Source organism: [Scytonema hofmanni] UTEX 2349 (assembly GCF_000582685.1).
In the GTDB taxonomy this organism is placed as follows: Bacteria; Cyanobacteriota; Cyanobacteriia; order Cyanobacteriales; family Nostocaceae; genus Hassallia; species Hassallia hofmanni.
The window spans coordinates 4,593,220-4,618,189 of the sequence record NZ_KK073768.1; the positions used below are offsets into that span (position 1 = coordinate 4,593,220).

Here is a 24,970-nt window from a genome sequence, read left to right on the forward strand (position 1 = left end):
TTTCGTTCTGGGTCTTAACTCCATGTCATCTCCAAAAAGTTTACTGATTCGCGGCGCTCGCATTATTCTACCTAATGGTGAGTTAATAGTAGGGGATGTCCTGACCCGCGATCGCCAAATTATTGAAGTCGCTCCAGAAATCTCCTCGGCAACACCAACAACAGAAATTGACGCAGATGGGTTAACTTTGTTGCCAGGGGTAATTGACCCCCAGGTACACTTCCGGGAACCAGGACTAGAGCACAAGGAAGACTTGTTCACTGCCAGTTGTGCTTGTGCTAAGGGGGGAGTTACCTCGTTTCTAGAAATGCCGAATACTCGTCCCCTGACGATTACCCAGCAAGCTTTAGACGACAAGTTGCAACGCGCTCAAAGCAAGTGCCTGGTTAATTATGGCTTTTTTATTGGCGCAACTCCAGAAAATCTGCCTTCTTTGCTTTCTTCCCAGCCGACACCAGGAATTAAGATTTTTATGGGATCAATGCACGGTAACTTACTGGTGTCTCAAGAAGCGGCACTTGATGCTATATTTGCTCATGGCGATCGCTTAATTGCCGTTCACGCAGAAGACCAAGCCAGAATCAATGAACGTCGTCAGGAATTTGCCGGAATTCACGATCCTGCTGTTCACTCGCAAATTCAAGACAATGAAGCGGCACTTTTGGCAACTAAGCTAGCGTTAAAACTTTCTAAAAAATATCAACGTCGGCTGCATATTCTCCATATGTCAACGGCAGAAGAAGCCCAATTGCTGCGTCAAGATAAGCCGAGTTGGGTAACGGCAGAGGTGACACCACAACATTTACTGCTAAATACCAGCGCTTATGAGAAGATTGGCACTTTAGCGCAGATGAATCCACCTTTGCGATCGCCTCACGATAATGAAGTTCTTTGGCAAGCTTTGCGCGATGGGGTAATTGATTTCATTGCCACAGATCATGCACCTCACACTTTAGAGGAGAAGGCTCTCGAATATCCCAACAGCCCTTCTGGAATGCCTGGGGTGGAAACTTCTCTAGCTTTAATGTTAACTGCTGCCATGCAGGGGCGATGTAGTGTTGCCCAAGTTGTGAATTGGATGTCAACCGCTGTAGCTTCATCGTATGGTATTCCTCATAAAGGAGCGATCGCACCTGGGTTTGATGCTGATTTAGTTTTAGTAGATTTGCAAACCTACCGCCAAGTCCGACGCGAGGAATTGTTAACTAAATGCGGTTGGAGTCCTTTTGAAGGCTGGAATCTCACCGGATGGGCTGTGACAACTATTGTCAACGGTGAAATTGTTTATGACAAAGGCAAATTGAATACCGATGTGCGGGGTCAAGCTTTAAATTTTTTGTAGAACTGCATTTATGACCTTTTTTGAATTCATGCATTCAAAATGAATAAATCAAAAAACAATTAGATATCATGTCCGTTTAATTAACAGGAATAAAAACCTACCTGTCGTCGTAGAGACGTTCCGGCGGAACGTCTTTACATTTCGATAGTTGAGTTAACCTGGTTTGGCTTCAGTATTAACTACATAATTCGCGATAATAATATATTTTTATCTTAAAAAAATCAAAGTAATTTATATCATTAATTTATAATTAGCGATTTCTACTGAGTACATTTTGAAAACAACTTGGCAATACTAATTATAGACCTCAAGACTCATTCTTTTTTGCACTATTGCATACACAGCAGTAAGCATCTGGCGTTGGGGTTCAAAGCGCTGTAGGGACTGAAGTCAATACGGTTCGATTAAGCCCCCAGGCTTCAGCTTGGGGCGTTGCCAAAGCCTGCCGACCCAGGCTTGGGTGAGCACAACGCCTCACCGTTCACTTGTGTTGGCTATCTGCATTCGTTCTTTACAGTTGCTAGTAGTTGAGAGCAGGTACGAGAAGTCGGGCAAAATTCGTAGTCTCTCAGCCGCCAAAATACTGCTGTACCGAGTTTATTTTTATAATTGAGTCATAAAGCATATGCGTATTTATAATTAAAAATGCGTATAACATCATTTACATTGGCTATCAAATATCCAATGTAAATGCTTGATAAATCTATCGTTGTAGAAAAATGGCTAATAAAAACTGGTAACTAAAATGACAAATTTTGAAAATGACTCTGACGAGCGTGGTAGTGGCAGATTTGACCAGCCCTCAATTTGACATCAACTGTTTTCAGACATTTTTTGGTGTCGCGAGAAATAAGCAATTTCTGGGTTTTCATTTTTTTAGCGTCGATGGTGGGAGGTGTTAGCAGATGTGCTTGCTACAGACATTGCCAATTCCCTAATCCCAAAAGTGGGAAACGAATGCGGCGTTAGGGTAGCTTACAGTATGTATCGCTTGCGGTCTTAGTTGAACGTCACCAATGCGAGATAGTGCGATCGCGCACCGAAGACAATTATGTTCACAGCGAATGCGTGTTTCGGCTCTGGTATTATTCCACTGACCGACAATCCCCTATTACTGTAGGGAGTTGACAAGTGCGTTGATTTCGGCTTGAGTTCTAAAAAAAGTGTGTCTTGCTCTCATTGACAAGAGTTATATTAGCCGTGCGATCGCTGAGTTAATCAAGCAATTAAACGCTGTAATTTCTGCTTGACGTATACCCTCATCTCCAAAGCTCAAACACACTTTGAGATAACTATCTGGCTGGTACGGCATTCGCTCTGCCCATTCGATAGCCACAATTCCTGGCGTAACTTCAATTCCTTCCCAGTAGGTTTCTAAATTCAAAGTTACGACTTCCTTTGATTCTAAGCGATATAAATCGAGGTGGTATAGGGGGAGACGCCCTTCATCATACTCATTAATCAAAGTGAAAGTGGGACTAACAATAGGTTCGGTGATACCCAAACCTGCGCCAATACCTTGCACTAACGTAGTTTTGCCAGCACCTAAATCACCTTTGAGTAAAATTACACTACCAGCAGTCAGCGATCGACCAAAAGTGAAGCCAAGCTCGTGTGTCGCATCTGCACTTCCAAGAACAATTTTCATAATTGGGTATTGGGCATTGGGCATTGGGCATTGGGCATTGGGCATTGGGCATTGGGCATGGGGCATTGGGCATTGGGCATTGGGCATTGGGCATTGGGCATTGGATTATAAAATGTCTCCCTCATCTCCCTCATCTCCGCCATCTCCCCATCCCCCTACCTCCCCATCCCCTGATGGGCGCCACTGTACCACCGCAACAAAACTCGTGCTAATTTCTGAGGATTGTGACGGACGCAGCCGATATCATCTTCAAACAAAATATTTGCTAAGACAATTCTTCGTCCCAAATTCAATACAGCTTCGCGATCGAGAAAGACCGGATGAGAGTTTTGTTGAGCGTAGCGGATTAGTGAATGAGCGCTAGGGGATTTTTTATGTACTAATACAGCATCAAAAAGCTGTCGTCCACAAGCGGCATCAATTGCTCTAATGTGGTCAGAAACAGTGTATCCTTGAGTTTCACCCGGTTGAGTCATGATATTGCAGACATAAATACGGGGGGCAAGGGATGCGGCGATCGCATCGGCAATTTGTGGAACCAACAAATTAGGAATCAGACTAGTATATAGACTACCCGGACCAATTATGATATAATCTGCTTCATTAATTGCCTTGATAGCTGTTGGCAAAGCTGGCGGATTAGCCGGAATGCAGCCAATTTTCACAATAGTACCCCCAGCTTCGGGAATGCTCGACTCCCCCTCAATTCGGCGACCATCGGCTAACTCAGCCCAAAGGCGAACATCGCTCAAAGTTGCGGGTAATACTTGTCCTCGCACCGCTAGCACTTTGGAACTAGCAGCGACGGCTCGTTCTAAATCTCCGGTTATATCACTCATCGCCGTTAAAAACAAGTTACCAAAACTGTGACCCGTCAAGCCATCTCCAGCTTTGAAGCGGTATTGAAACAGTTCGGTTAAAAGCTTTTCTTCGTCTGCTAGTGCTGCTAAACAGTTACGAATATCTCCTGGTGGTAACACGCCAAATTCTTGGCGCAACCGTCCAGAAGAACCGCCATCATCAGCGACGGTGACAATGGCGGTAATATTGGCACTGTAGGTTTTCAGTCCTCTCAGCAATGTGGAAAGTCCCGTACCACCGCCAATCACGACAATTTTCGGTCCCCGGTACAATCGACGATGCGCCAATAATACATCAATTAATTCTTCTTCACTTTGTCCTTGTGGTCTGAGAACCTTAGTAATTGAGCCTACAGTGCGGGTTTGCCCCCAGAGAAGCAACAGCAAGCCAAACAATATAACCAAAGGTCCACTAATATAATTGGGTAAGACATCGGTGATTACTCCCAAAAAACCCCGGAGAAACTCAAGCACCCAAAAAATTGGTGTCAGCTTAATCCAAATAGCCAATCCCAGACTTGCTAGCACTACACCCGCAACCGAGATGAGCAACCAGCGTTTCACCGATATACCGGGGGATAACCATTTGAACCACTGATTAACCCTATGGGAAGTGCGACGACGCGACTGTGCTTGCAAGGTGTTTAAAGCTTGTCTGAGAAAACCAATTGACATACCTGAAAATAAACAATGTGTTTAGAACAGTGAATAAGAGAAAATTTACAGCACCTGGGTTTAACGCCAAATGTGGAATTATTAAATTTTTTGATTCCATTACATTAAGAGCTACTAGTTAAACTTGCCAGCATCCCAGTAAAACAATACCCTGGTTTGGTAAAACCGAAACTAATGGAAAAGCGAATTTTAGGATTAGATCCAGGACTGGCAATTTTAGGATTTGGTGCCATAACTTGCAAACAAAGTCAAGCTAAGGTACAAAGCACAACAGTAGATATGCTGGATTTTGGTGTTATCAGAACGCCGTCAGATGCGGAAATGGGACAGCGACTGTCTACCTTGTTCGACGATTTGCACACCCTGATGGAGGAATTTAAACCCGATTTGGTAGCGATCGAGAAATTATTCTTCTATCGTATGTCAAGTACTATCTTAGTTGCACAAGCGCGGGGTGTGATGATTTTAGTCTTAGGGCAGCGTCGCTTACCCTATGTGGAATTTACACCTGCCCAAATTAAACTAGCGTTAACGGGGTATGGCAATGCCGAAAAGTCGGAAGTCCAAGATGCGGTAGCGCGAGAGTTAGATTTAGATTATATCCCCAAGCCTGATGATGCTTCAGATGCTTTGGCGGTAGCGTTAACAGCGTGGTATCAGATTTAAATATTTTAGACGAATAAAAACCTTGGAAACTAAACAATAATATAGCGGTTTTGGAATATGCGCGATCAATCGCAATTTCAGATGCTCATCTTACCCCCGTGGCTACAATTAAACAACTACAGTAAAAATTAAGGAGTTACTCTATGACTCTCCAAGAACTAGAACATCAAATCCTTGCTCTACTCCCAACGGAAAAAGCCGCAATTATCCAAAGTCTAACTCAAACTATCAATATTGGAGCTAAAGGTATTACTAAAACACCTGGTGTTTGCGGTGGAGAAGCTTGCATTACTGGAACCCGTATTTCTGTTTGGCTATTAGTTGAAGCGCGTCGTCTTGGCATTCCTGAAGCCCAACTTTTGCAAGATTATCCTTATATTAGTGCAGCCGATTTAGTTAATGCTTGGGTATATGCAGATGCTTATCCTGAAGAAATTGAAACTGTTATCCGCGCTAATGAGGTGGCTTAAATACGGAATTTTAAACGCAAAGGTACACGGAGGTAAGCGCAGAGTGACGCAGAGTTTTTGTGATAAATTTTCGTCATAAACTTATGGAATATTGTAGTTATAACAACAAGTAAGTTGCGAAGATTCAATAAAAATGACGATTTTTACTATTACTGAAATTGAGTAAAGTAGGGTTAATAGCTAATGGAAGAACTGCTAGAAATAAAGGAACTACTGCACCAAGGAAAAGTAGCAGAAGCTCTCATCATTGTCGAAGAATTAGAGGAGATGAGTAAACTTGATAAACTCAATAAAATATTTAGCTATGCCATCATTTTATTGTTACATCTAATTAAAAAAATGGCTGAAAAGCGAACAACTAAATCTTGGGAAACTTCTATTTTCAACTCAGTTAAGCAAATTCAACGCAGCAATCAGCGTCGCAAAGGAAAGGGTACTTATTTAACTGAAGAAGAATTATTAGAAACTATACATGATGCCTATGAATCTGCTTTGAGAGAAGCAGCTATAGAAGTATTTGAAGGAAGCTATGAAGCTGAAGAAATTAGCGAAATGGTAGAGTGTGAAGAGATTATTAAAATGGCGATAGACTTAATTTTAGAGCGAAATAACCTCAGCTAACGCTAATCAATCATTCGTTGCGCTTCTGTTGCTACAATCAAGGCAAGCTTGAAAAATCTTCCTATGATAGCCATTCCCGAACAACCGCAAAAAATGACCATTGAGGAATATCTCCAATGGGAACCTGACCAAGACGTTCGCTACGAATATGTCAACGGCGAACTCTTTGCCATGACAGGTGGTACAATTCCCAATAATGATATTGCTCTAAATCTTTACACTGCCCTACGCCCACATTTACGTTCCAGAGGTTGTCGAGCGAACGTGTCAGACGTGAAGGTGCAAGTTAGTCCTAAAAGTCCATATTACTATCCTGATGTTATCGTCAGTTGTGACCCTCAAGACCTCAACGCCCGCAAATTTATTCAAAATCCTAAACTAATTGCGGAAGTTCTCTCTCCTGGTACAAGCGGTAAAGATAGGGGTGAAAAATTCACTTACTACCTGACAATCCCCACTTTGCAAGATTATATCTTAATTGATTCGGAGAAAATTTCCGTGGAATGTTACTGTCGGGGAGAGGGAAGAATGTGGCTTTACTATCCCTACACTGTTGGAGACATTATCACCCTATCAAGCATTGAATTTGAGTTTCCTATCGAATGGTTGTATGAAGGTGTTGTATTTGAAACAGAAGAATAAAAGTACACCTTACGGACTCTGTTTTTTCATCTCCATCGCATCTGTAGCCAAAAGTTCTGTAGCTTCTTGCAAAAGTTGCTTTTGCTCGAATTGAATTTCCTCTAACCGCAGAGTAATTTCTGTAAGTCTTTGCTGTTTATCTTTGTGAATTTCTTGAGAAGTTGCAGGTGGCAAAGCTGGTAGATTATTAACTGGTTCATGTGATGTGAGTTTTTTAATCGCGATATTGCCAGCTTTTGTAAATGAGAAAAAACTAACTTTAATTAAGGCAAAAAGTAATTTAAAAGGAACTTGAAGAATTGACCAACTAGCCGTTTCAATTAAGCGTACAATAGCTTTGATGATACTTGAGGCGATCGCAATCACCAAAAGCAGAATTACTAAACTGATGATTGGGTGATTACTCCCCCAACTAAGGACTTGCATTATCCGGAAAATAGTTGGATGTTGAGTAATCCAATCATTCACCGAAGATGCGATCGCGCTTTCAACTGCTCTCGATGTTGTATTCTTAATTTGGTCAGCATTTTGCCAAGACTGTTCTAATGAACTTTTAGCTTGTTCAACAGTTGTCGTTGCTGTTTGCTGCCAAGATTCTTTAACTTGCTGCGCTGATTTGGTTAGAGAATCAACGCTTTGATAAACAAAATCTTTCGCTTGCTGAATGCGAGGAAATATCTGTGTGAGCAAATTTATGTTTAGGATCGAATTTTGTATATTCTACCATTTATCCATAAAAACGAAGCTCTAATTAGTCCTCGTAGGCGGGCTTTGTTCATGTAGCACCACCCTGATTATTTATTTCTTCCTCTGGGAATTTTAAATGCGTGAATTTTGAATTCAAAAAGGGTCAAGTTTGATGCTTATCCCATTCAAAGGTTATGGGACTGAAATGGATTAAAATAATGTTGGGTTTCCTTGGGTTAAGCTAACCTACAAAATCAGCGATCGCACGCTCATCAACATTTATACATGGTGCGATCAGAAGTTGCTAGGGTAAGCGGAAGTCATCATATTTTGATACATAGTGATGGGCGTCAAACAGTGGTTTCGGTCTGAAGGGGGGACGATTGGTCGGGGTTTTTTAGCACAAATACTGCGCGATTGCAAGATATAAGGTGACGAGTTTAAGTCTCTATTCTTATATAAAGCGATCGCCTTACTTTTAAGACAGTCGCTACAAGAGCAGCGATCGCACTTTTGAGAACAGACATCGCACTTAAAATTTTTGTTTAAAATGATTGTGTAAATTACAAGGAGGATAATGCCAGCAAAAGATGTTTACCACGATGCGGTTAAAAATGCTTTGATTAAAGACGGTTGGAGCATTTTAGCTGATCCTTATAAAATTAAATACAAAGATGCTGAATTATTTGCTGATTTAGCAGCAGAAAAACCTATTGCTGCTGAACAAAATGGACGCAAAATTGTTGTCGAAATTAAAAGCTTTTTAAGCGCCTCACCAATGAGAGATTTTGAACTGGCTTTAGGACAATATATTTTATATCGAAACTTCATTAATCTTACTGAACCAGAATATCAAATTTATTTAGCAATTAAGGACAGTATTTACGAAAACTTTTTTAAACGGGAGTCCATTCAAGATATTACTAAAATAAATCAATTACTTTTGATTGTTGTTGAGATGGAAAAGGAGGAAATTTTACAATGGATAAATTAAAAAAATATCGTAATTATATTATAAAAATCTTAACAGAATATCACGAATGGGTTTCTGGTTCAGCCAATTTAGATCAAGAAAGTTGCCTTGTTTTTGACGAGATACATGATCAATATTTTTGGCTGTTTATGGGTTGGGAAGGAAAGAAAAAAATCAGAAATATTCAAGTTCATATTCGCATTAAAAATGAGAAGATTTATATTGAGGAAGATTGGACGGAGGAAGGAATTGCTACTGAGTTATTAAGGGAAAATGTACCGAAAGAGGATATTGTTCTAGCTTTCTACGATCCAGAAAGTCGTAAGTTAACTGAGTTTGCTGTTGCTTAAATTACACTAAAATTTCGTAGGGTGGGTTAGCGAAGCGCGTAACTCACCATTAATACGTCATTTGGAGGAGAATTTAGATGGTGCATTGCATTAATATTAATGCACCCTACAAGATCCGCGATCGCACGCTCATCAACCGTCCTACATGAGCGATCACCTCTGTTTAAGACAGTCGCTACAACATCACGCGATCGCACTTTTGAGAACAGACATCCCACGCTCCAATACTTTCATACATGGGCGATGTCTACGACGGGCTTCGCCTACGCATTACTTTTAAGACAGTCGCTACAAGAGCGGCGATCGCACTCTTGAGAACAGACATCGCACCCTTATCAACCATCATCCATGAGCGATCGCTTGACTTTTAACACAGTCGCTACAAGAGCAGCGATCGCACTAATTAGTACTCTATTGCCGAGATAGAGTTACTGTTTCGGGTGTACTCACCATAGTATGCCCAATTTAGATATCCACCATCACCATTATTTGCCAAGGTGAACCCTTGACCTCTGACCGAGAAATATATTTCATAACCGCAGGTTCCAATCGTCATAGGAAGTTCAACGTGCTGGTGTATCCAAGTCCCCCAGGTGCTATGTTGTGTGTGGATAATCACAACATTGTAATCAGGAAATTGTTTGTGTGCTTCCTCTACAAAATTTCTAGTAAATGCCTCACGTTTCTCGTTATCCCGCCCTATTGCTGCCAACCATCCCATGATACCATTTGCAAGCCCCACAATCAAGGATACACTTGCTATCACTATTGGTACGACCGCCGTTGCAGTCACTTTCTCAGTCACAAGCATTTCAGAGTTGTAAGGTTTTAACCCCAATTTTTCCAGGTTCGGCTCGTAATCACCACCGCCAACTATTTTTATTGCGTTTGTCATCTGTTTTTTCCCTTCTAATTGCTCTTAGCTTGCACCTTCAACCAAAACCAAGCCACCAAAGTTTACAATTTTAAGAAAAAAGTTAAGGATTTAGCACCAGCAATTTCCCAAAGCTATTCCCCATATTGGTTTGAGTTACGAAAAATTTAATAACCTCGCAACCATTAGTTAACGTCATTCTTAATTTTGGAAAAACCACCAAGTTAAGAACTATGCTTCCGTTTACCTTATCCTGAGCAAACTCCAATTCAAAGCTTATATATACTCAAAACGGCTTGGAGCTTTACTTTTCAATAATCACAAAAGCTTTATCACGCAAAGCTTACAGCCGGTGCAAAAAGTTCAACTATGAGCCGTTTGCAGTATATTTATGTATTTAGAAGTATTGACAATATAGACTTTTCTTGAAATTGTCAAGGATGGGCGCGTTGAGAATGAACTTTTTGGAATTTTATTTGTAAGATTTGTAACTATACTGCATAAACTTGTAAAGTGCATAAATCATAACAGTATTCACCTATAACTAATAAGCAGATTACTAAGCACATTCTGATCCTGTATTTGAGAGTTAAAAATGCAATTACAATCAAAAAATCAACTACGGCGACGGGGTGCGACTCTGACGGCTCAAGGCTCAAGGAAACTCAATCAAGCAAAAGCCGAGGTAGAAATTCAGCAAAACTTTAAGCGATACACTCTCGAAGACCTCAGTGAAAAAACAGGTTTAACCCCCAATACCCTCAGCAAGGTCTTTAATGGCTCAACTGGAGTCGATAAGCGAACCCTGGAGTGCTGCTTCAATGCCTTTAATCTAACTTTGTTAAAGGACGATTATCTCTACCTGGAGCCTGATCAAGACAATCTTGCCGAGATTGGCTCAATGTCCGCGAATGAAAACTATTGTCCTATCGAACCAGTCTGCGATTCTCGCACCAATCCGCCTCAAACCTACAAAATGGAACGATCGCCTGACAATCTGCAACCTCGTCCCCCAATCGTACCAGGAGGGCAGATGCCCCTGGATTCAGTCTTTTACATTGACCGTCCCATTCTCGAATCCCTCTGTTACGAAGCCATCCAGGAACCTGGTGCGCTGGTCAACATCCGTGCCCCCAAGCAAATGGGCAAAACCTCCCTAATGACCCGCATCCTGGCTTATTCTCAAATGAATGGCGATCGCACTGTTTCCCTGAACTTGCAACTTGCCGACGAGGAGATTTTACAGAACCTAGAACGCTTCCTACAATGGTTCTGTGTCAGAGTCAGCAAGCAGTTAGACTTGCCAGATGCGATCGCCCTTTGGGCGATCGCATCTTTTTGGGATAACTCGTTGGGTAGCAAATCGAACACTACGGACTACTTAGAGAAGATTCTCTTAGCCAAACTCGTTCGCGCAGGGTCTTCAAGGGAGAATCGCTCCCTGGTGATTGCCATCGATGAACTCAACGAGCTTTTTGCCTACCCGGACATTGCTCGTGAATTTCTCCTACTTTTGCGAACCTGGTCTGAGCAAGCCAAAGAAAGCGATGCAGACATTAATCCTTGGCACAAGCTGCGACTGGTGACGGTTCATTCTACTGAAATCCTGATGCCTCCCTCGATCAATCCCTCACTGTTGAATACTGGGCTAGTTATTGAGTTACCTGAGTTTACCCCGGCTCAGGTGCAGGATTTTGCAAATCGGTGGGGAGAGGAAATGACGGTGCAACAAATTGAGCAATTGATTACCCTTTTGGGAGGACATCCCTATCGCTTGCAGTTGGCTTTTTATTACCTTCAGCAACAGACAGTAACCCTGGAAGAATTGTTAGAAAATTCTGCGATCGCCACCACCATCTATGCAGAGCATCTAAAACAACAATGGTGGAACCTGCAACGCTATCCCGATTTAGTACCATTGTTTACAGAAATCGTCAAGCAATCAAATCTTGTATATTGTGAGGCTTGCACCGCCTCACAATTGTACAAGATGGGGTTGGTGCATTTGCATGGTATAATGGCAAATCCTGCCTGCGAGTTATTTCGTCCGTTTTTTAGCGATCGCCTGCGGCAAATCAACAATTAGGGGTTGCCAAGAACAGGCACACCGCACCCTTCTACAGTGTCGGTGCTGATACGCAAGCATTTACTAAAGGCAATAACGGACCAAGTTGTTCTTGTCCGTTCACAGCTAATTCGCTGTGACACAAATATACTCTCTGTGATACACGAGATAGCAAATCAGCTAAAATGCGTTGTAATCGCTGTTGTTCTGACAATTTATCGTCTTCTGCTGTCCAAGGCTGTCCTAATCTGTGTTGCAGAAAGAAAGGGGCACCAAATAAGGTTGCTGCACCACCTTTTGACCATAAAGGTGAACCAGCATCCAGCCAAAAATGCCAGCGGTGCGATCGCCTACTTGCGCGATATTGAAAAATTGTCGCTAAGGTGACAGCTTTGCTAGCTGGTCCTACAGGACGCATTGGGTAAGGGTTAGCGGTAATGGTTCCCCGACGCAGCAGTTGTATAAATTCACCGACTGTAGAGGAGGGGGAGAGGGGAGATAAGGGGGATAAGGGAGATAAGGGAGATAAAGAAGAAATTCTTGTTTGTCCCCCTCCTGCTCCCCCTGCTCCCCCTGCTCCCTCATCTCCCCCTGCTTTCCCTGCCCCCATCCCCGCTCCAGATAATGGCGTCTGCCGTAACCTGGTATCAATTTCCCAGTAATGTTGGGCGGTTTCCAGTAATTCCCGCAGTGGGGCTAATTGTTCGTAGGGGAGATTGCTACCATTCCACAAAAAGCGTTGAATTGCTCTATCTAATAAGGAAATTGGACTGGGGATAAGTCGTAATTCTTGTTGCGATCGCTGTTGTTCTATCCACTCTAATATCTGAGTATACGCTTTAGTCGCTGCATAGCCGATTCTATCCCAGCGATCGAAGGCAGTAACGGCAAGCAAATTCGGGCGATCAAGATGCGGCACAAAGCAGTAATCTGCTATTAATCCTGCTCTTACTGGGTCGATGTAATGACTAGAAACCAAAGAAGGAAATAATAATTCATCTTTCCCCCCCTCCCCCCCGCTATATCCCTTACTCAAAACAACCAGCATCTCAGCTACAGCATCTCGGTCTACCAAGCGTCCCAAATCAGGATAAACTAGTGCCATAAGTGTAAGTAAGGCACGGATAATTGGTGAAGCAATCAAAGGGCGTTGGTCGTTGAGGGATTCTAAAAATATTCCTTGCTTAGTTAGAATTTCTACTAGGGTATAACGAGCGATCGCATCTAAACCAGGTGCAATTATTGCAACTTGATCGGCTTCAACTTCTCCAGTTTTGATCGCTTTGACAATTTCTTCTGCTGTTTGTCGCAACAGTTGAGCGCGGGATGTCGTTTGAATCGATCGCACTACCTCTGGTAAACTCGAAAGCATCGATTCTGTAACTAATTCCACCATCGGCACGGTAAGCGTATCTGCAAGGCTGTTTTCTGCTGGTTGATTTAAAATTTCTACTCGACAACGCCTTCCTAACTCTTCTACGTATTTCGGATCTGCTCCCAATCCCCAGCGCACACCCCCATCAGGATTGTAAGTAAAAGCTCCTACAGCACCTTGATCTAACAAAAAGTCAAATAAGCGACGTGCTACCCCTGGATACTCATCTACGTCATCAGCTAACACTGCTTGGTAACGTTTAATTAAGCGCTGTTGATAAAGGCGATCGCTTAACAAATGTTGACACCAAAGTTCGGTGATAATTCCATAAGTCAATAATCCCCTTTCCAAACACCAGTTACGCCAATCTAAAAGCAAAGTGCCTAACAATTGCGGATCTAAATTTACCGTATTTTCTTGTGGTAATATAGCTTTTGTTAAAATTTGGCTAATATCTTCGCAGGGTACACCACTGTAAGCCGCTAATTGCAATAAGTCCAGGATGCGACGCACAACTCGATACTCCGAACCTCCCAAAGCTTGGAGAAAGTTTTCATCCAAATGCGATCGCCAAAGCTTAGTTGCTAATTCTTGCTCAGTCTCTGGACGTAATCTAACCGGAAATTGAGCTTTTAAGTGTAAAGATTGAATTAATAGGGGCCAAAATAAAATAATCTCATCCTGAAAAAACCCCAAGATCGTCTTAGCACGTACTGGATATTTTCCCTGAGTTGATGTAATAATTCTATCTGCCAACTGTCGTCGATTATCGTCATTGGCGGCAAACACTAAAACTGCTGGTTTTGTTTGCTGAAGATAGGGGTATTTTTGTCGGGGTAAATCTTTTTTTTGTCCTGGCTTTTTAGTATAAAATAATTCCTGGTTTGGATTTTCAGTTTGCAGCCAATTACAGAACTGCTTCACCAAGCGAGCAGTCTTACCACTGCGGCTAGCGCCTACAATCCAAAGTGAATCAGAAACCACAAACCATCTCCAAAGTTAATCTCTTATTATAGCTTATGCGTTAACTTAAAGTTAATAATCACCAAAAAGTGCTGGATGATTGCCGACGATGAAGATTTCTTTTTTTCGCCAAAAAGTATATAATTTTCTGCTAGCTGCTTACCGATGGTACTTAGTGACAGCAGAACGTTCTCTAGAGCAAGCTTACAAAGCAGCGTTACACATTAAGGGTATAGAAGACGAATATTTTAATGGTAATAAAATAGACTTTGACTCATCTAAATACACCAACAGCATGATGGATTATTTTGAGTCAGATCTGCAAAAACAATTAAAAATTGCTCGAATGCGGCTGACAGAGTTTAAAGCTAGCCGTTATTTTCTCAGCGAATCTAACGAAAAAGCTGCCAAGAAAGCAGGGATAGAATATACTAATCCGGCGACAATTTTAGAAAAACTTAAATTTATCGATGAAGTTATCGCCAAATACACCACTTTTGATTATGAAACAACTTCTTCAGATTTAGTTACCGATCCTAAACTGGAAAATATTCCTTTAGATTCAGCGATCGCACCAAATATTGCACCGGCACCATTAGCGCAAAGGTTCTCAAGTAAAACTTGGGATAAAAAACCCCTAAATAAGGCAAATTCAACCGGAATATTGCCTCGTTCAATTTTAAGTACTATTACTCGTTTGCAAGTTGAGTTAGATCCGAAATCCGAACAAGATGTTGTTAAAAACTTTCGTCAGGCTCAAAGAAGAACAATTATATCTGTCAGATTTCTTTTACTATTAATTATAGTGCCAATTCTAACTCATCAACTATCAAAAACATTGGTTGTCGGACCACTTGTTGATAGTTTTAGAAGTTCCGAGCAAACTGGAATCTTCATCAATTATGAAATGGAAGAAGAAGCACTCCAAGCACTAGAAAAATTTGAACAGAGAACAAAGTTCGACATTCTTATAGGCAGATTAACCCCCCTATCTCCTGAGGAGATGAAAAACGAGGTAAAAGAAAAGGCTCTTGAGATTGCCCAAGAATTTCGTGCCGAAAGCTCAAGTGCGATTAAAAATGTTTTTGCTGACCTTTGCTCGGTTGTTGCTGTTATCTCGCTTTTACTGGTGAGTAAACCCTCCATTGCCGTAATCAAAGATTTCTTAGATAATATAGTATATGGTCTGAGTGATAGTGCCAAAGCATTTATTATTATTTTGTTTACAGATGTTTTTGTCGGATTTCACTCACCTCATGGATGGGAAGTGCTTCTAGAGGGTATATCACGTCATTGGGGACTACCAGGTAATCACGATTTCATTTTCTTGTTTATTGCCACTTTTCCAGTAATTTTAGATACCATATTTAAGTACTGGATCTTCCGATACCTAAACCGCATATCACCTTCAGCAGTAGCAACCTACCGCAATATGAATGAATAAGCTTTGGGTAAAAATAGTTACCGAGTATTACTTACTAGACAAGTAAAGTTTTGCTATTTGCTTGCGAACAAAGCAGAAAAAAATCAGTCTTTTCTACTAATAGAGTCATAAAGCCAAGCCATGATTATCAAACAAACACTTTCATTATTAGCAGTCTCTGCGCTGATGGTATTACCAGCTGGTATTGCCACAGCACAGGACATTGACGTTCAGACCGGCAGCATGAGAGTTAGAGTCAATGAAAACGGTACTACAATAATTAACTCGACTCCCAGACAAACAATTATCGTTCCTAATCGCGTACCTACGTCAAGAGCACGTGTTCTATCAAATCGCAACCAGCGTTACAGCGTTTGGAAAAATTCTCAATCAACACCAAATATTTGTAATGGCAAAAAAATAACCCAGCGAAGTACTCAAACCAATAGGTCTGGCACTTCGGTTAACCGTAGTTATAGTACCATGACAACAACATCTTGTTAACAAGTTACGAGTCGTGATGCGTAAACTACTTTAGTTTAACGGTTATGAAGACACAACCCCTGCATCTATCCCTTATTCGGACAGGTGTGGGGGTTTTTACAACTTGCGCGATCGCTATGCTTATTATGCGTTGTCCACAACCCTTGATTAGACGTAGCACTTGGTAGTCTCTACATGTTTTTTACCAGATGTCTATTGATTAGTCTTGCCAAAGTTAAAAAATGTAACTAATTTTTCCGGAACTTGCATAAATCTCCCAAGCTCATCATATAGATACAGCACAGCTGAAAGTTCCCAGGAGCTTTGCTGAGATATCTTTCAGCTTGGTTAGATCCGCTGATTTTCGCAGAAACCGAAAATCAAGACTTTTTCATCTAAAAAGTGAGTTATGAAAAACTGTAGTTTTCTAAGTAACATGACTAGGGAATTAAATATTAAAAATTTTCATTAGACATTTTTCGATGAAAAAGACTCTGACAATCATCACTCTCAGCATACCCGTAGTTTTGTTAATACTTCTAGTACGGATGCCAAGTTTTGGACAGCCGGAACTCAGTCCACCGGAATGTCAAGTCAAAAAGTGGGATCTACCAGTGTTATTGAAAACCAAAAATCAAAAAGCTTCATCTCCAGTACTTATCCAAAGGTCGCCAGTAGCTTGTTGTGAGGGTGATACGTCTTGTTTGGATCAAGTTTTATTTCAAGGTGAAAATACTCAGTTACCAGATAAAAAGATACTTTTACAAGCTATCGATCGCAGTTTGGGATATTTGCAAACCAGTAATGCAGATACGGCTTACAAAAACTCATCAGTGCCGGGAATTACACGCGATCGCGTCAGCAAAAGTCTGCAAAGATTCCGCGAACTGCTGCTAAAATCTAAATCTGCTACAGAACTTCATACAGCTATTGAGCGCGATTTTGTCCTTTATCAGTCAATTGGTAAAGACAACAAAGGTTCTGTTTTGTTCACCGCTTATTATGAACCACTTTATGCTGCTAGTCGTGTTCCTACCGCAGAGTATCGCTATCCGATTTATAAATTGCCTGCTGATATCCAATCTTGGTCAAAACCTCATCCGACACGAGTGCAACTAGAGGGAGTTGATGGATTGCAAGGTCAAGCAGGAAAGTTGGGGGGTTTAGAGTTGTTTTGGTTTCGCGATCGCCTGGAACCATATATGATTCAAATACAAGGATCTGCCAAACTTGATTTGACCGATGGCACACAAACTACCGTAGGCTATGCCGGTAATACAGCTTACAACTACAAAAGCATCGGACGAGAATTGGCTAATGATGGAATATTACCCCTTGAGGGGATGACAATGCCGATTATCCTGGATTATTTTCATAAGCAACCACAAGCGCTAAATATCTATATTCCTCGCGATCCCAGCTTTGTTTTTTTTCAAGAAAACTTCGGTGCAGCAGCGCAAGGTTCTATCCAAGTGGCACTTTCTCCAGAGCGTTCAATTGCTACAGATAAATCTATCATGCCTCCTGGTGCTTTAGCGTTAATTCGCGCTCCTTTTCCCTTTGTCAAGTCTAGTGGGGAAATGGAGCATCGAATCGTCAGCCGTTACGTTCTCGATCAAGATACTGGAGGTGCGATTAAAGGTGCGGGAAGGGTGGATTATTTTTTAGGTACTGGGAAAGTGGCAGGCGATCGCGCTGGTGTAACTGTCAGTGATGGACAACTATATTATCTGCTACTTAAGTCCCAGAAATAAACTTATTTCCCTAGTAAAAGCGGAACTAATATTTACAACTATCATGATGGTGTTTGAAAAGTGATTTTTATAAAGTTAACAATTCATCTAACGCTTATTTTTCCAACTTAGTGATATAATCACAAGTCTTTGCCCTAAAAATTGTGTTTTATCTTCACTTTGTTTATCTAGGTGAATCTAATCCTTTACCCTCTTCATGAATAGCTAGGAACTACAAAAATTCTAAGTCGTCATTTCAATTTACCATCCGAAATCTGTAATTTTTGTCCTAATTGCTAATGTGAAAACCTATTTTTATTTACCAAGTAACTCTCTTTTGCCAATAAGATTAAGTCAAATCAAATCAGAAATATTCTTTGAAGAACTTATATATAGGACTCCTATTTGATTTTTGAACAAAACTTTCTCACACACAATTTCAGATATTCTGGGGGGTTAAAGTGATCAGGATTTTAGTTGATGCTGATTTAATTTTAGAAGCTTTGATTAATCGCACCGAATTTATTGGAAATATCAGAGAACTATTGGATAGAGTACACCCGTCAATACAAATGTATGTAACAGATGTTGGTTGGCAGAAAATTTACGATTATGCGAGTCGTTTTCAAGGTATTAAAATAGCAGAAATAGTCGTTGATTGGTTACAAGATAAAATTCAGATTTGCACTGTCGATCAGATAATTTTACAACAAGCACGCTCTTCACCACTTCGAGATTTTGAATCTGCCGTAGAATTAGTTTGTGCTAGTTATGAAAAATTAGATGCGATCGTTACCCATAAACATGATGATTTTGCTTTATGTTCTAACAAGTTTTGGATTTGGTCAGTCGCAGACTTGCGGTTGCGGGCAAATCTAGAAAATCAATTACAAGCAACTAGAACTAGTTAATCATAAACTTGCTTCATACAATGTCTAATCATATAACGTTGATAAGCTCGTAGTAAGGACTTCAGTCCTTATCTGATGAGGACTAAAGTCCTCACTACAAAAAACAAATATTAGGGGAGCATTCCAAATGTGCAAAAAGCCCGCAGGCTATAAGCAAATACCTTTCAATTAAGCCCCAAATTATTGTAGAGACGTAGCAATGCTACGTCTCTACGTACATACCATTTTAGATTAAACAAAAGTTGATTCACGCTATTGGACGTTAACATCAATTTTGTAATTCAAAGCACCATCACCGCTATTTTGTTGAGCGACATTTGTTCCAGGACCGTTTATTTGTACACTGACCCCAGAGGTTGGGGGAGAATAACGCGCAGTAATTTCCACATTGTGTTGTCCCATTGATAGATAAGGTGAGAGATTAATCTCAGAACTATTTTTGTTTAGTCTTTTCACCACTTTACCATCAACAACAATCTGACCTTTCAATTGAGTTGCAGAGCTATTAATGCTGAGAATATGAGGTTGACTAAGACTAGCTGCATCCACATTGAGAGTGCTTCGTTGATACTGAGATGATTGATCGTTTTGTTGGCTAAGAAAAGTTCCAGAGTCTTTCATATCATCATCGTCATTATTGGTAGCTGAGTTAACGCTAGTACTGTCTGAGTTAATACTAGTGTTATCCGATCGCAGAAAAGTATTTTGATTTTCGTTGCTTTGATTGAAGCTTTGAGCTACAAACATCGTCGCTATAAGAAAAGCAACGCTGCTTCCAAAAGCCATGAGAATTTTTTTCATAATTAGACTTACTCCCTTGAGTATATAGTATGAGTTTAAACCCAACTCCTCAAGGAAGGAAACTCCCCAAAGTAATGTTAAGAAAATATTTATGGCGAAATTCCCCCGGAGGGGAATTCAAAACGATTAAAATCGTTACACCCAATCTATAAATATTGGGCTAATTTACTTCTTGTTAAGAAAGTTAGGGTCAGCAGCTCGGTTGTATACATGCACTTTAGGATTGACTCTAATTTGAATATTTCGACCACCAGTGTTGTATCTGCCACTTCCACTAACAGACTGATTGCTAGTCCGTCTTTGATCGCACTTGCTAGAAACACAAACTTGGTTGCCGACGCTGGTCACACTGCCACCACTGCAATTCGGGTCAAAGCGTTGACTAACATTATTGGATTGCGAACGTGTTCTGGAACCGTCAACCGCTACTTGCGCTGCCACGTCAACTGCAACACATCCAGCTTCAGCTTTAGGAGTAAACGAAGGCACCAAGAAAGGAGATACACTTACAACTGAGAAAATACCAAGAGAAAGTAATTTTAAATTCATGGTTGTATCCTAATGGAAATAAACAAAACGTAAACTATTGACAAGTTGTTGTTGTCATCGAACTATAACTGCGGTTAACTGCCCTACCAGAACTCTGGCTTTGAGTGGTTGTCCTTGTTATATTTCTGCCATTACACCGCATGGACGGGGTTGAGCGGGGGTTTTTCCAATTTCCGTAAGTCCGAACACTATTTGGTCGATAAATCTGCGTTGGAGTGCGAATAATAGTTGTTCTTCTTCTGGGAATTGTGTTAACCCTGATGTCGTCGTCATCGTCGTCATCAAAATCGACCATTACGTCGTCAGTTTGAACTATCGTGTTACCTGCTGTGATAAAGCCGCTAGGTGATGCGATCGGTGCAGACAGCCAACGGGGAAACAAGTATGTGTGTGTGGGAGTAGTGTTAATCCGGATACCGCTGTCATTGCCAACCGAGACTTGAACGTTATCAGTTTGAACGTAGATTTCACCGGCTCTGGCAATTCCACTTGGTAATGCAATTAGCGCAGATAAGACTGCTAGTAATGAAACTGTTTGTTTGGGAAACATAACTTAATCACTCTCCTAATAGAAAAAACCGATTTTTTTTTCTGCTTCGCAAGCTAGCAAATCGGTAATACCCCTGTAAAAGCTGTCAGCACCACACCACAGGCTTGCTAACAGACTAATTCGACTTGAAAGCGATCCGGGCGGGTTTGAGAATTAATTATTTCACAACACCCTTCTCGTGGCAGTAGAATTAATCAAGGGTTTAGTCACCAACCACAGCAGCAGTATTTTAAGTTCCAAACTGGATAGCTGATAGCTGATAACACAAGTGCTTTAACGGCAGTAACGTTGACCGGCACCAACTTGACGTTGCAAGTTTGCTTGGTTGGCACGTTGGCTGACAACGCTATCATTGATCGCTACACCATTTTGGTCAATACGCTGATTTGAGCGTTGTGATTGCTGGTTTGCTGGGCAGTTATAGCTGCCGTAGCGAGAACCTGCTCTGTTGTTGCGGTACTGAATGCTCGTTTGGGTAGCTGCTTGATCAACTCGGCTGTTGTTAATCGAAGTAGCACTTTGATTAAGCTCTTGGCGAGTACCGGAATCCCCTGCGAAAGCAGCAGATGGTGCTATAATCATTGCTGCGGCTAAAAGACTAAAAACGGAAGTTTTCTTCAACATATTTTTGAATCCGATTTGAAATTTCTTACTGATTTCGAGTTGGCGTTGCTTTAGAAGCGGAATAATTTGGCTGATTCCTTCAATTTTGCAACGCCTAATAACTCAATTAATAATTAGCGACCGCGAACAGTTTGGGTTTGGTTGTTGCGGGTGTTGCTCTCTTGAGCATTTACAGAACCGTCAATGGCAGCACCGCTTTGACCTGTACGTTGGACAGAGCCTTGAGATTGGTTTGTGTTAGCTTTGGGGTAGCGGGGCTTGTAGTAGCTGCCACGGTATCCACCAGCTTTTTTCTGTGCGTTTTGAATTTGTTGTTGACGGTTGGTGCTTGTGGAGCTTTGAGCGTTGGTGCTACCATTGATTGCAGCACCCTCTTGATTGGTATGTTGTACGTTGCTTTGAGATTGACCAGCAAATGCAGCACCAGGAGCGATCGCGATCGCAGCAGCCAAGATACCGAAAGCAAAATTCTTCAACATTGTTCTAAACCTGATTTAGTTGTGTGTGAGTGTTGTTTTTGTTTGGAAAGGGCGTTGTTTAAGTTAAACTTTTACTACCAACGCCTAAGAACTTAATTAATAATTAGCGACCGCGAACAGTTTGGGTTTGGTTGTTGCGGGTGTTGCTCTCTTGAGCATTTACAGAACCGTCAATCGCAGCACCATTTTGACCTGTACGTTGTACAGAGCCTTGAGATTGGTTTGTGTTAGCTTTGGGGTAGCGGGGCTTGTAGTAGCTGCCACGGTATCCACCAGCTTTTTTCTGTGCGTTTTGAATTTGTTGTTGACGGTTGGTGCTGGTGGAGGTTTGAGCGTTGGTGCTACCATTGATTGCAGCACCCTCTTGATTGGTATGTTGTACGTTGCTTTGAGATTGACCAGCAAATGCAGCACCAGGAGCGATCGCGATCGCAGCAGCCAAAATACCGAAAGCAAAATTCTTCAACATTGTTTTTATACCTAAATAAGTGTGTGTGTTGTTGATTGAGAGAAGGCGTTATAAGACTAGTGGAATCGTTTTTCTGATTCTTTTATTAAGTAGGTAACGCCAGGAGAACTTATGCACTAATTAGCGGCAGCCAGCAGCTAAAATTTGACGTTGATTGCTGGTTGTAACGCTATCTTGAGCATTTACAGAACCGCCAATTGCAGCACCGCTTTGGCTTGTACGTTGTACAGAACCTTGAGCTTGAGCACCAGTTCTGCAAACGGGTTTGTAGTATCTGCCACGGTTATAACGATTACCAGCTTGGTTAGCGCGTTGAATTTGTTGTTGGACGTTGGTGCTGGTAGAAGTTTGAGCGTTGGTGCTACCATTTTCTGCAACACCGTTTTGCTCAGTAACTTGGACGTTGCTTTGAGATTGACCGGCAAATGCAGCACCAGGAGCGATCGCGATTGCAGCAGCCAAAATACCGAAAGCAAAATTCTTCAACATGTTTTTATACCTAAAAATTTGTGTGTGTTTTTGATTGAGAGAAGGCGTTATAAGACTAGTGGAATCGTTTTTCTGATTCTTTTATTAAGTAGGTAACGCCATCAGAATTTATGCACTAATTAGCGGCAACCAGCAGCTAAAATTTGACGTTGATTGCTGGTTGTAACGCTATCTTGAGCATTGACAGAACCGTCAATCGCAGCACCGCTTTGGCTTGTACGTTGTACAGAACCTTGAGATTGAGCACCAGTTCTGCAAACGGGTTTGTAGTTTCTGCCACGGTTATAACGATTACCAGCTTGGTTAGCGCGTTGAATTTGTTGTTGAACGTTGGTGCTGGTAGAAGTTTGAGCGTTGGTGCTACCATTGATTGCCGCACCGTCTTGTGTGGTAACTTGCACGTTGCTTTGAGATTGACCGGCAAATGCAGCACCAGGAGCGATCGCGATCGCAGCAGCCAAGATACCGAAAGCAAAATTCTTCAACATAATATTTCTAGACCTGATTATTTGTGTCTTGTAGTTGGTTCAAACTGACTTATAAATCCTGTGACTCAATTTGCGTATACATACTTAAAATTTGAGGAGTTACCAGGGTTTTTACGCTGTCGTTTGATATCATGATATTCAAATCAAAGTCGCATCATTCCGGAATATTCGGAAAGTTTTTTTTAAATTGCATGGGTGCGCTTAATCTGTCCTTTATATAACCTCTAAAAGAGGTGATCCTCATACACAATATTTTTAACCAAAGTTCTTGGGGGTGTCAAGGATTTGGGCAAAAGTCTTTTTTGGGAAATTCCTGGGCGCTGGATTTTTTTGGTGCTAGGATCTACGACTATAAGTTAAGATATAAAGTGCTACAGCTGTGAAACAGAAAGCAAAACCAAGAATCGCCTTTCTGCGTGACAAAGCAGGGCTGACCCAGCTTGAGCTATCACGTCTTGTCGGGGTTACTGAAAGCACCATCCAGAACTGGGAGAGTGGCAGGACTGGAACAGACCATATTGAAAGAATCGTGAGATTTTGCCAAGCTCTAAACTGCAAAGTAGAAGACCTGATTGAGTACGTAAGTGCCTCACCAGAAGAGATTTCGGCAAAAACTTCAAGATCCTTAAGCGAGATACATGACCTATTGGGGACTGACGAGCCAACGCTTGCCAGCACACCACAACCTGAAGTAGCTCACAAGCGCAAAGTCGCTAGAAGCAACTCCAATGTATCTTAAGTAAATTCACTCATTCTTAATTTCTTGGTTCATAAGCACCAGCCAACTATTGTTGGTACTTGATTGCTTGACTATTGGCACGTAAGAAAAGCAAGTTACAAAGTGCGTATATTACCTAAATTCAAATGTATGCGGGACACCATTGCCATATTATTATTCTACTCTAAAAGGGTATTACTTGGCAGCGCCTTTATAGATAGCAATAATTCATCAGGAATGTTAACCGTTAACTATTGGCGCTAGCACTCATCTTATAGGTGATGATTATGACGTGAGTGCAGATTGCTGCCATAAAGTATCAACTGTGACAAACTGATAACCTTGTTGTAGCAATTGGGGAATCAAGCTTTCTGCTGTAGCGGCAACATCTTGTCCACCGCAAGCACCATCATGTAAAACAATCAGTGAGCCGTTTTGTACTTGCTGGAGAACTCGCTGCACCACAGTAGCGACTCCTGGTCTTACCCAATCTTCAGGGACAACGCTCCACATAACAGGGCGGTAATTCCACTGATGTAATAATTTTAAAGTTTCCGGTGTAAAGAAACCATTGGGGGGTCGGACATCACGTACTTGTGACGGTGGTAAATTGCAAGCATTATGAATTGCAGCTTGGGTTTTTTCTAAGCTTTGCTGAAGTTCAGTTGGGGAAAGCATGGGGAAATTGCGATGATCGTAGCTATGCAATCCGATCCAGTGACCGCGATCGCATATTGTTTTGGCGATCGCCGGCGAACGATTCACGCAAACACCCAACCAAAAAAAACTAACTTTAATATTATAGCGGTCTAAAACGGCTAAAAGTTCTGGTGTGTATTGCGGATGGGGACCATCATCAAACGTGAGTGCGATCGCTTTAGAATTTGGATTGCCACACCAAAGACACTTAGGAAACGTTGGTTTGAGAATTCGGTAAACAAGCGGATATAGTGAAGCGAATTGCATCTTGAGTCTTTCAATTTTGGATTTTGGATTTTGGATTGGGGATTAAAAATTGGAAATTCACTTAATTCCTACTCCC

29 protein-coding genes are annotated in these 24,970 nt (G+C 41.4%); 14 read left to right on the forward strand and 15 right to left on the reverse strand.

The window, feature by feature from the left end:
* Positions 1–22 precede the first annotated feature (22 nt).
* Positions 23–1,342 carry a dihydroorotase gene (locus TOL9009_RS0125865; RefSeq protein ID WP_029635878.1) on the forward strand — a complete coding sequence of 440 codons (1,320 nt, stop codon included), beginning with the start codon at positions 23–25 and terminating at the stop codon, positions 1,340–1,342.
* Between the two features lie 1,189 nt (positions 1,343–2,531).
* On the opposite strand, the gene tsaE is transcribed toward TOL9009_RS0125865, so the two are convergent.
* From tsaE to TOL9009_RS0125875, 3 genes are read right to left on the reverse strand one after another with little or no spacing between them, the layout of a single operon-like run.
* Positions 2,532–2,990 carry a tRNA (adenosine(37)-N6)-threonylcarbamoyltransferase complex ATPase subunit type 1 TsaE gene (gene tsaE, locus TOL9009_RS0125870; protein ID WP_029635880.1) on the reverse strand — a complete coding sequence of 153 codons (459 nt, stop codon included), beginning with the start codon at positions 2,988–2,990 and terminating at the stop codon, positions 2,532–2,534.
* Complete coding sequence (locus TOL9009_RS47765; protein ID WP_186227649.1) at positions 2,987–3,133, reverse strand: hypothetical protein; 147 nt, start codon at positions 3,131–3,133, stop codon at positions 2,987–2,989. The genes tsaE and TOL9009_RS47765 overlap by 4 nt, the downstream gene beginning before the upstream one ends.
* 12 nt (positions 3,134–3,145) lie before the next feature.
* Positions 3,146–4,525, reverse strand: a complete 1,380-nt coding sequence (locus tag TOL9009_RS0125875; protein ID WP_029635882.1) for a gluconeogenesis factor YvcK family protein — start codon at positions 4,523–4,525, stop codon at positions 3,146–3,148.
* Between the two features lie 174 nt (positions 4,526–4,699).
* On the opposite strand from TOL9009_RS0125875, the gene ruvC reads away from it, so the two are divergent.
* The 4 genes from ruvC (at position 4,700) to TOL9009_RS0125895 (ending at position 6,924) form a co-directional block, all read left to right on the forward strand.
* The gene (gene ruvC, locus TOL9009_RS0125880; RefSeq protein WP_029635884.1) at positions 4,700–5,191 is read left to right on the forward strand and encodes a crossover junction endodeoxyribonuclease RuvC; all 492 of its coding nucleotides are present in this window, start codon (positions 4,700–4,702) and stop codon (positions 5,189–5,191) included.
* A gap of 143 nt (positions 5,192–5,334) precedes the next feature.
* On the forward strand, positions 5,335–5,661 hold the full coding sequence (locus tag TOL9009_RS0125885; protein WP_029635886.1) for a DUF433 domain-containing protein: 327 nt from the start codon (positions 5,335–5,337) through the stop codon (positions 5,659–5,661).
* A gap of 183 nt (positions 5,662–5,844) precedes the next feature.
* Positions 5,845–6,282, forward strand: a complete 438-nt coding sequence (locus TOL9009_RS0125890; protein WP_029635888.1) for a DUF29 family protein — start codon at positions 5,845–5,847, stop codon at positions 6,280–6,282.
* 63 nt (positions 6,283–6,345) lie between these two features.
* On the forward strand, positions 6,346–6,924 hold the full coding sequence (locus TOL9009_RS0125895; RefSeq protein WP_029635890.1) for a Uma2 family endonuclease: 579 nt from the start codon (positions 6,346–6,348) through the stop codon (positions 6,922–6,924).
* Positions 6,925–6,933: 9 nt separating this feature from the next.
* Here TOL9009_RS0125895 and TOL9009_RS0125900 read toward each other — a convergent pair whose 3' ends face one another.
* Positions 6,934–7,614 (reverse strand): hypothetical protein, encoded by a 681-nt coding sequence (locus tag TOL9009_RS0125900; protein WP_029635892.1) that lies wholly within the window; start codon positions 7,612–7,614, stop codon positions 6,934–6,936.
* Positions 7,615–8,188: 574 nt separating this feature from the next.
* Here TOL9009_RS0125900 and TOL9009_RS0125905 point away from each other — a divergent pair.
* The 3 genes from TOL9009_RS0125905 (at position 8,189) to TOL9009_RS49685 (ending at position 9,305) form a co-directional block, all read left to right on the forward strand.
* A complete protein-coding gene (locus tag TOL9009_RS0125905) occupies positions 8,189–8,605 on the forward strand; it encodes a XisH family protein (RefSeq protein WP_029635894.1) in 417 nt (138 codons plus the stop codon).
* Positions 8,593–8,934, forward strand: a complete 342-nt coding sequence (locus TOL9009_RS0125910) for a XisI protein (protein ID WP_029635897.1) — start codon at positions 8,593–8,595, stop codon at positions 8,932–8,934. The genes TOL9009_RS0125905 and TOL9009_RS0125910 overlap by 13 nt, the downstream gene beginning before the upstream one ends.
* Before the next feature lie 236 nt (positions 8,935–9,170).
* On the forward strand, positions 9,171–9,305 hold the full coding sequence (locus TOL9009_RS49685) for a hypothetical protein (RefSeq protein ID WP_260675943.1): 135 nt from the start codon (positions 9,171–9,173) through the stop codon (positions 9,303–9,305).
* A gap of 32 nt (positions 9,306–9,337) precedes the next feature.
* Here TOL9009_RS49685 and TOL9009_RS0125915 read toward each other — a convergent pair whose 3' ends face one another.
* Positions 9,338–9,829, reverse strand: coding sequence for a hypothetical protein (locus tag TOL9009_RS0125915; protein ID WP_029635899.1), 492 nt, complete (start codon positions 9,827–9,829; stop codon positions 9,338–9,340).
* A gap of 574 nt (positions 9,830–10,403) precedes the next feature.
* On the opposite strand from TOL9009_RS0125915, the gene TOL9009_RS0125920 reads away from it, so the two are divergent.
* Positions 10,404–11,894, forward strand: a complete 1,491-nt coding sequence (locus TOL9009_RS0125920; protein ID WP_029635901.1) for an AAA-like domain-containing protein — start codon at positions 10,404–10,406, stop codon at positions 11,892–11,894.
* Positions 11,895–11,925: 31 nt separating this feature from the next.
* Here the strand turns inward: TOL9009_RS0125920 and TOL9009_RS0125925 are convergent, their stop codons facing one another.
* Positions 11,926–14,232 (reverse strand): hypothetical protein, encoded by a 2,307-nt coding sequence (locus tag TOL9009_RS0125925; RefSeq protein ID WP_029635903.1) that lies wholly within the window; start codon positions 14,230–14,232, stop codon positions 11,926–11,928.
* A gap of 79 nt (positions 14,233–14,311) precedes the next feature.
* Between TOL9009_RS0125925 and TOL9009_RS0125930 the strand changes: the two genes are divergently transcribed.
* The 4 genes from TOL9009_RS0125930 to TOL9009_RS0125945 all read left to right on the forward strand — a co-directional run bounded on the left by TOL9009_RS0125930 (position 14,312) and on the right by TOL9009_RS0125945 (position 18,761).
* Complete coding sequence (locus TOL9009_RS0125930; RefSeq protein ID WP_186227650.1) at positions 14,312–15,655, forward strand: proton extrusion protein PcxA; 1,344 nt, start codon at positions 14,312–14,314, stop codon at positions 15,653–15,655.
* 165 nt (positions 15,656–15,820) lie between these two features.
* Positions 15,821–16,138, forward strand: a complete 318-nt coding sequence (locus tag TOL9009_RS0125935; protein ID WP_144238339.1) for a hypothetical protein — start codon at positions 15,821–15,823, stop codon at positions 16,136–16,138.
* A gap of 461 nt (positions 16,139–16,599) precedes the next feature.
* Entirely contained in the window at positions 16,600–17,871 is a 1,272-nt protein-coding gene (gene mltA / locus TOL9009_RS0125940) for a murein transglycosylase A (protein ID WP_029635909.1), read from the forward strand.
* Positions 17,872–18,311: 440 nt separating this feature from the next.
* Positions 18,312–18,761, forward strand: a complete 450-nt coding sequence (locus TOL9009_RS0125945) for a PIN domain-containing protein (RefSeq protein WP_029635911.1) — start codon at positions 18,312–18,314, stop codon at positions 18,759–18,761.
* 252 nt (positions 18,762–19,013) lie between these two features.
* On the opposite strand, the gene TOL9009_RS0125950 is transcribed toward TOL9009_RS0125945, so the two are convergent.
* The 8 genes from TOL9009_RS0125950 to TOL9009_RS40505 form a co-directional block, all read right to left on the reverse strand.
* The gene (locus TOL9009_RS0125950; protein ID WP_029635914.1) at positions 19,014–19,562 is read right to left on the reverse strand and encodes a hypothetical protein; all 549 of its coding nucleotides are present in this window, start codon (positions 19,560–19,562) and stop codon (positions 19,014–19,016) included.
* A 165-nt stretch (positions 19,563–19,727) separates the two neighbouring features.
* Positions 19,728–20,111 (reverse strand): hypothetical protein, encoded by a 384-nt coding sequence (locus TOL9009_RS0125955; protein WP_029635916.1) that lies wholly within the window; start codon positions 20,109–20,111, stop codon positions 19,728–19,730.
* Between the two features lie 34 nt (positions 20,112–20,145).
* Positions 20,146–20,661: a hypothetical protein gene (locus TOL9009_RS0125960; protein WP_029635918.1), complete on the reverse strand. Its 516-nt coding sequence runs from the start codon at positions 20,659–20,661 to the stop codon at positions 20,146–20,148.
* Between the two features lie 273 nt (positions 20,662–20,934).
* Positions 20,935–21,285: a hypothetical protein gene (locus tag TOL9009_RS0125965; protein WP_029635920.1), complete on the reverse strand. Its 351-nt coding sequence runs from the start codon at positions 21,283–21,285 to the stop codon at positions 20,935–20,937.
* 113 nt (positions 21,286–21,398) lie between these two features.
* Positions 21,399–21,764, reverse strand: a complete 366-nt coding sequence (locus tag TOL9009_RS42315) for a hypothetical protein (protein ID WP_051503029.1) — start codon at positions 21,762–21,764, stop codon at positions 21,399–21,401.
* A 103-nt stretch (positions 21,765–21,867) separates the two neighbouring features.
* The gene (locus TOL9009_RS42320; RefSeq protein ID WP_051503030.1) at positions 21,868–22,233 is read right to left on the reverse strand and encodes a hypothetical protein; all 366 of its coding nucleotides are present in this window, start codon (positions 22,231–22,233) and stop codon (positions 21,868–21,870) included.
* A 120-nt stretch (positions 22,234–22,353) separates the two neighbouring features.
* A complete protein-coding gene (locus tag TOL9009_RS40500; protein WP_051503031.1) occupies positions 22,354–22,722 on the reverse strand; it encodes a hypothetical protein in 369 nt (122 codons plus the stop codon).
* 119 nt (positions 22,723–22,841) lie between these two features.
* The gene (locus TOL9009_RS40505) at positions 22,842–23,210 is read right to left on the reverse strand and encodes a hypothetical protein (RefSeq protein WP_051503032.1); all 369 of its coding nucleotides are present in this window, start codon (positions 23,208–23,210) and stop codon (positions 22,842–22,844) included.
* Between the two features lie 379 nt (positions 23,211–23,589).
* Between TOL9009_RS40505 and TOL9009_RS0125990 the strand changes: the two genes are divergently transcribed.
* Complete coding sequence (locus TOL9009_RS0125990; RefSeq protein WP_029635922.1) at positions 23,590–23,949, forward strand: helix-turn-helix transcriptional regulator; 360 nt, start codon at positions 23,590–23,592, stop codon at positions 23,947–23,949.
* 264 nt (positions 23,950–24,213) lie between these two features.
* Here TOL9009_RS0125990 and TOL9009_RS0125995 read toward each other — a convergent pair whose 3' ends face one another.
* Positions 24,214–24,894 (reverse strand): polysaccharide deacetylase family protein, encoded by a 681-nt coding sequence (locus TOL9009_RS0125995; RefSeq protein WP_029635924.1) that lies wholly within the window; start codon positions 24,892–24,894, stop codon positions 24,214–24,216.
* Between the last annotated feature and the right edge of the window lie 76 nt (positions 24,895–24,970).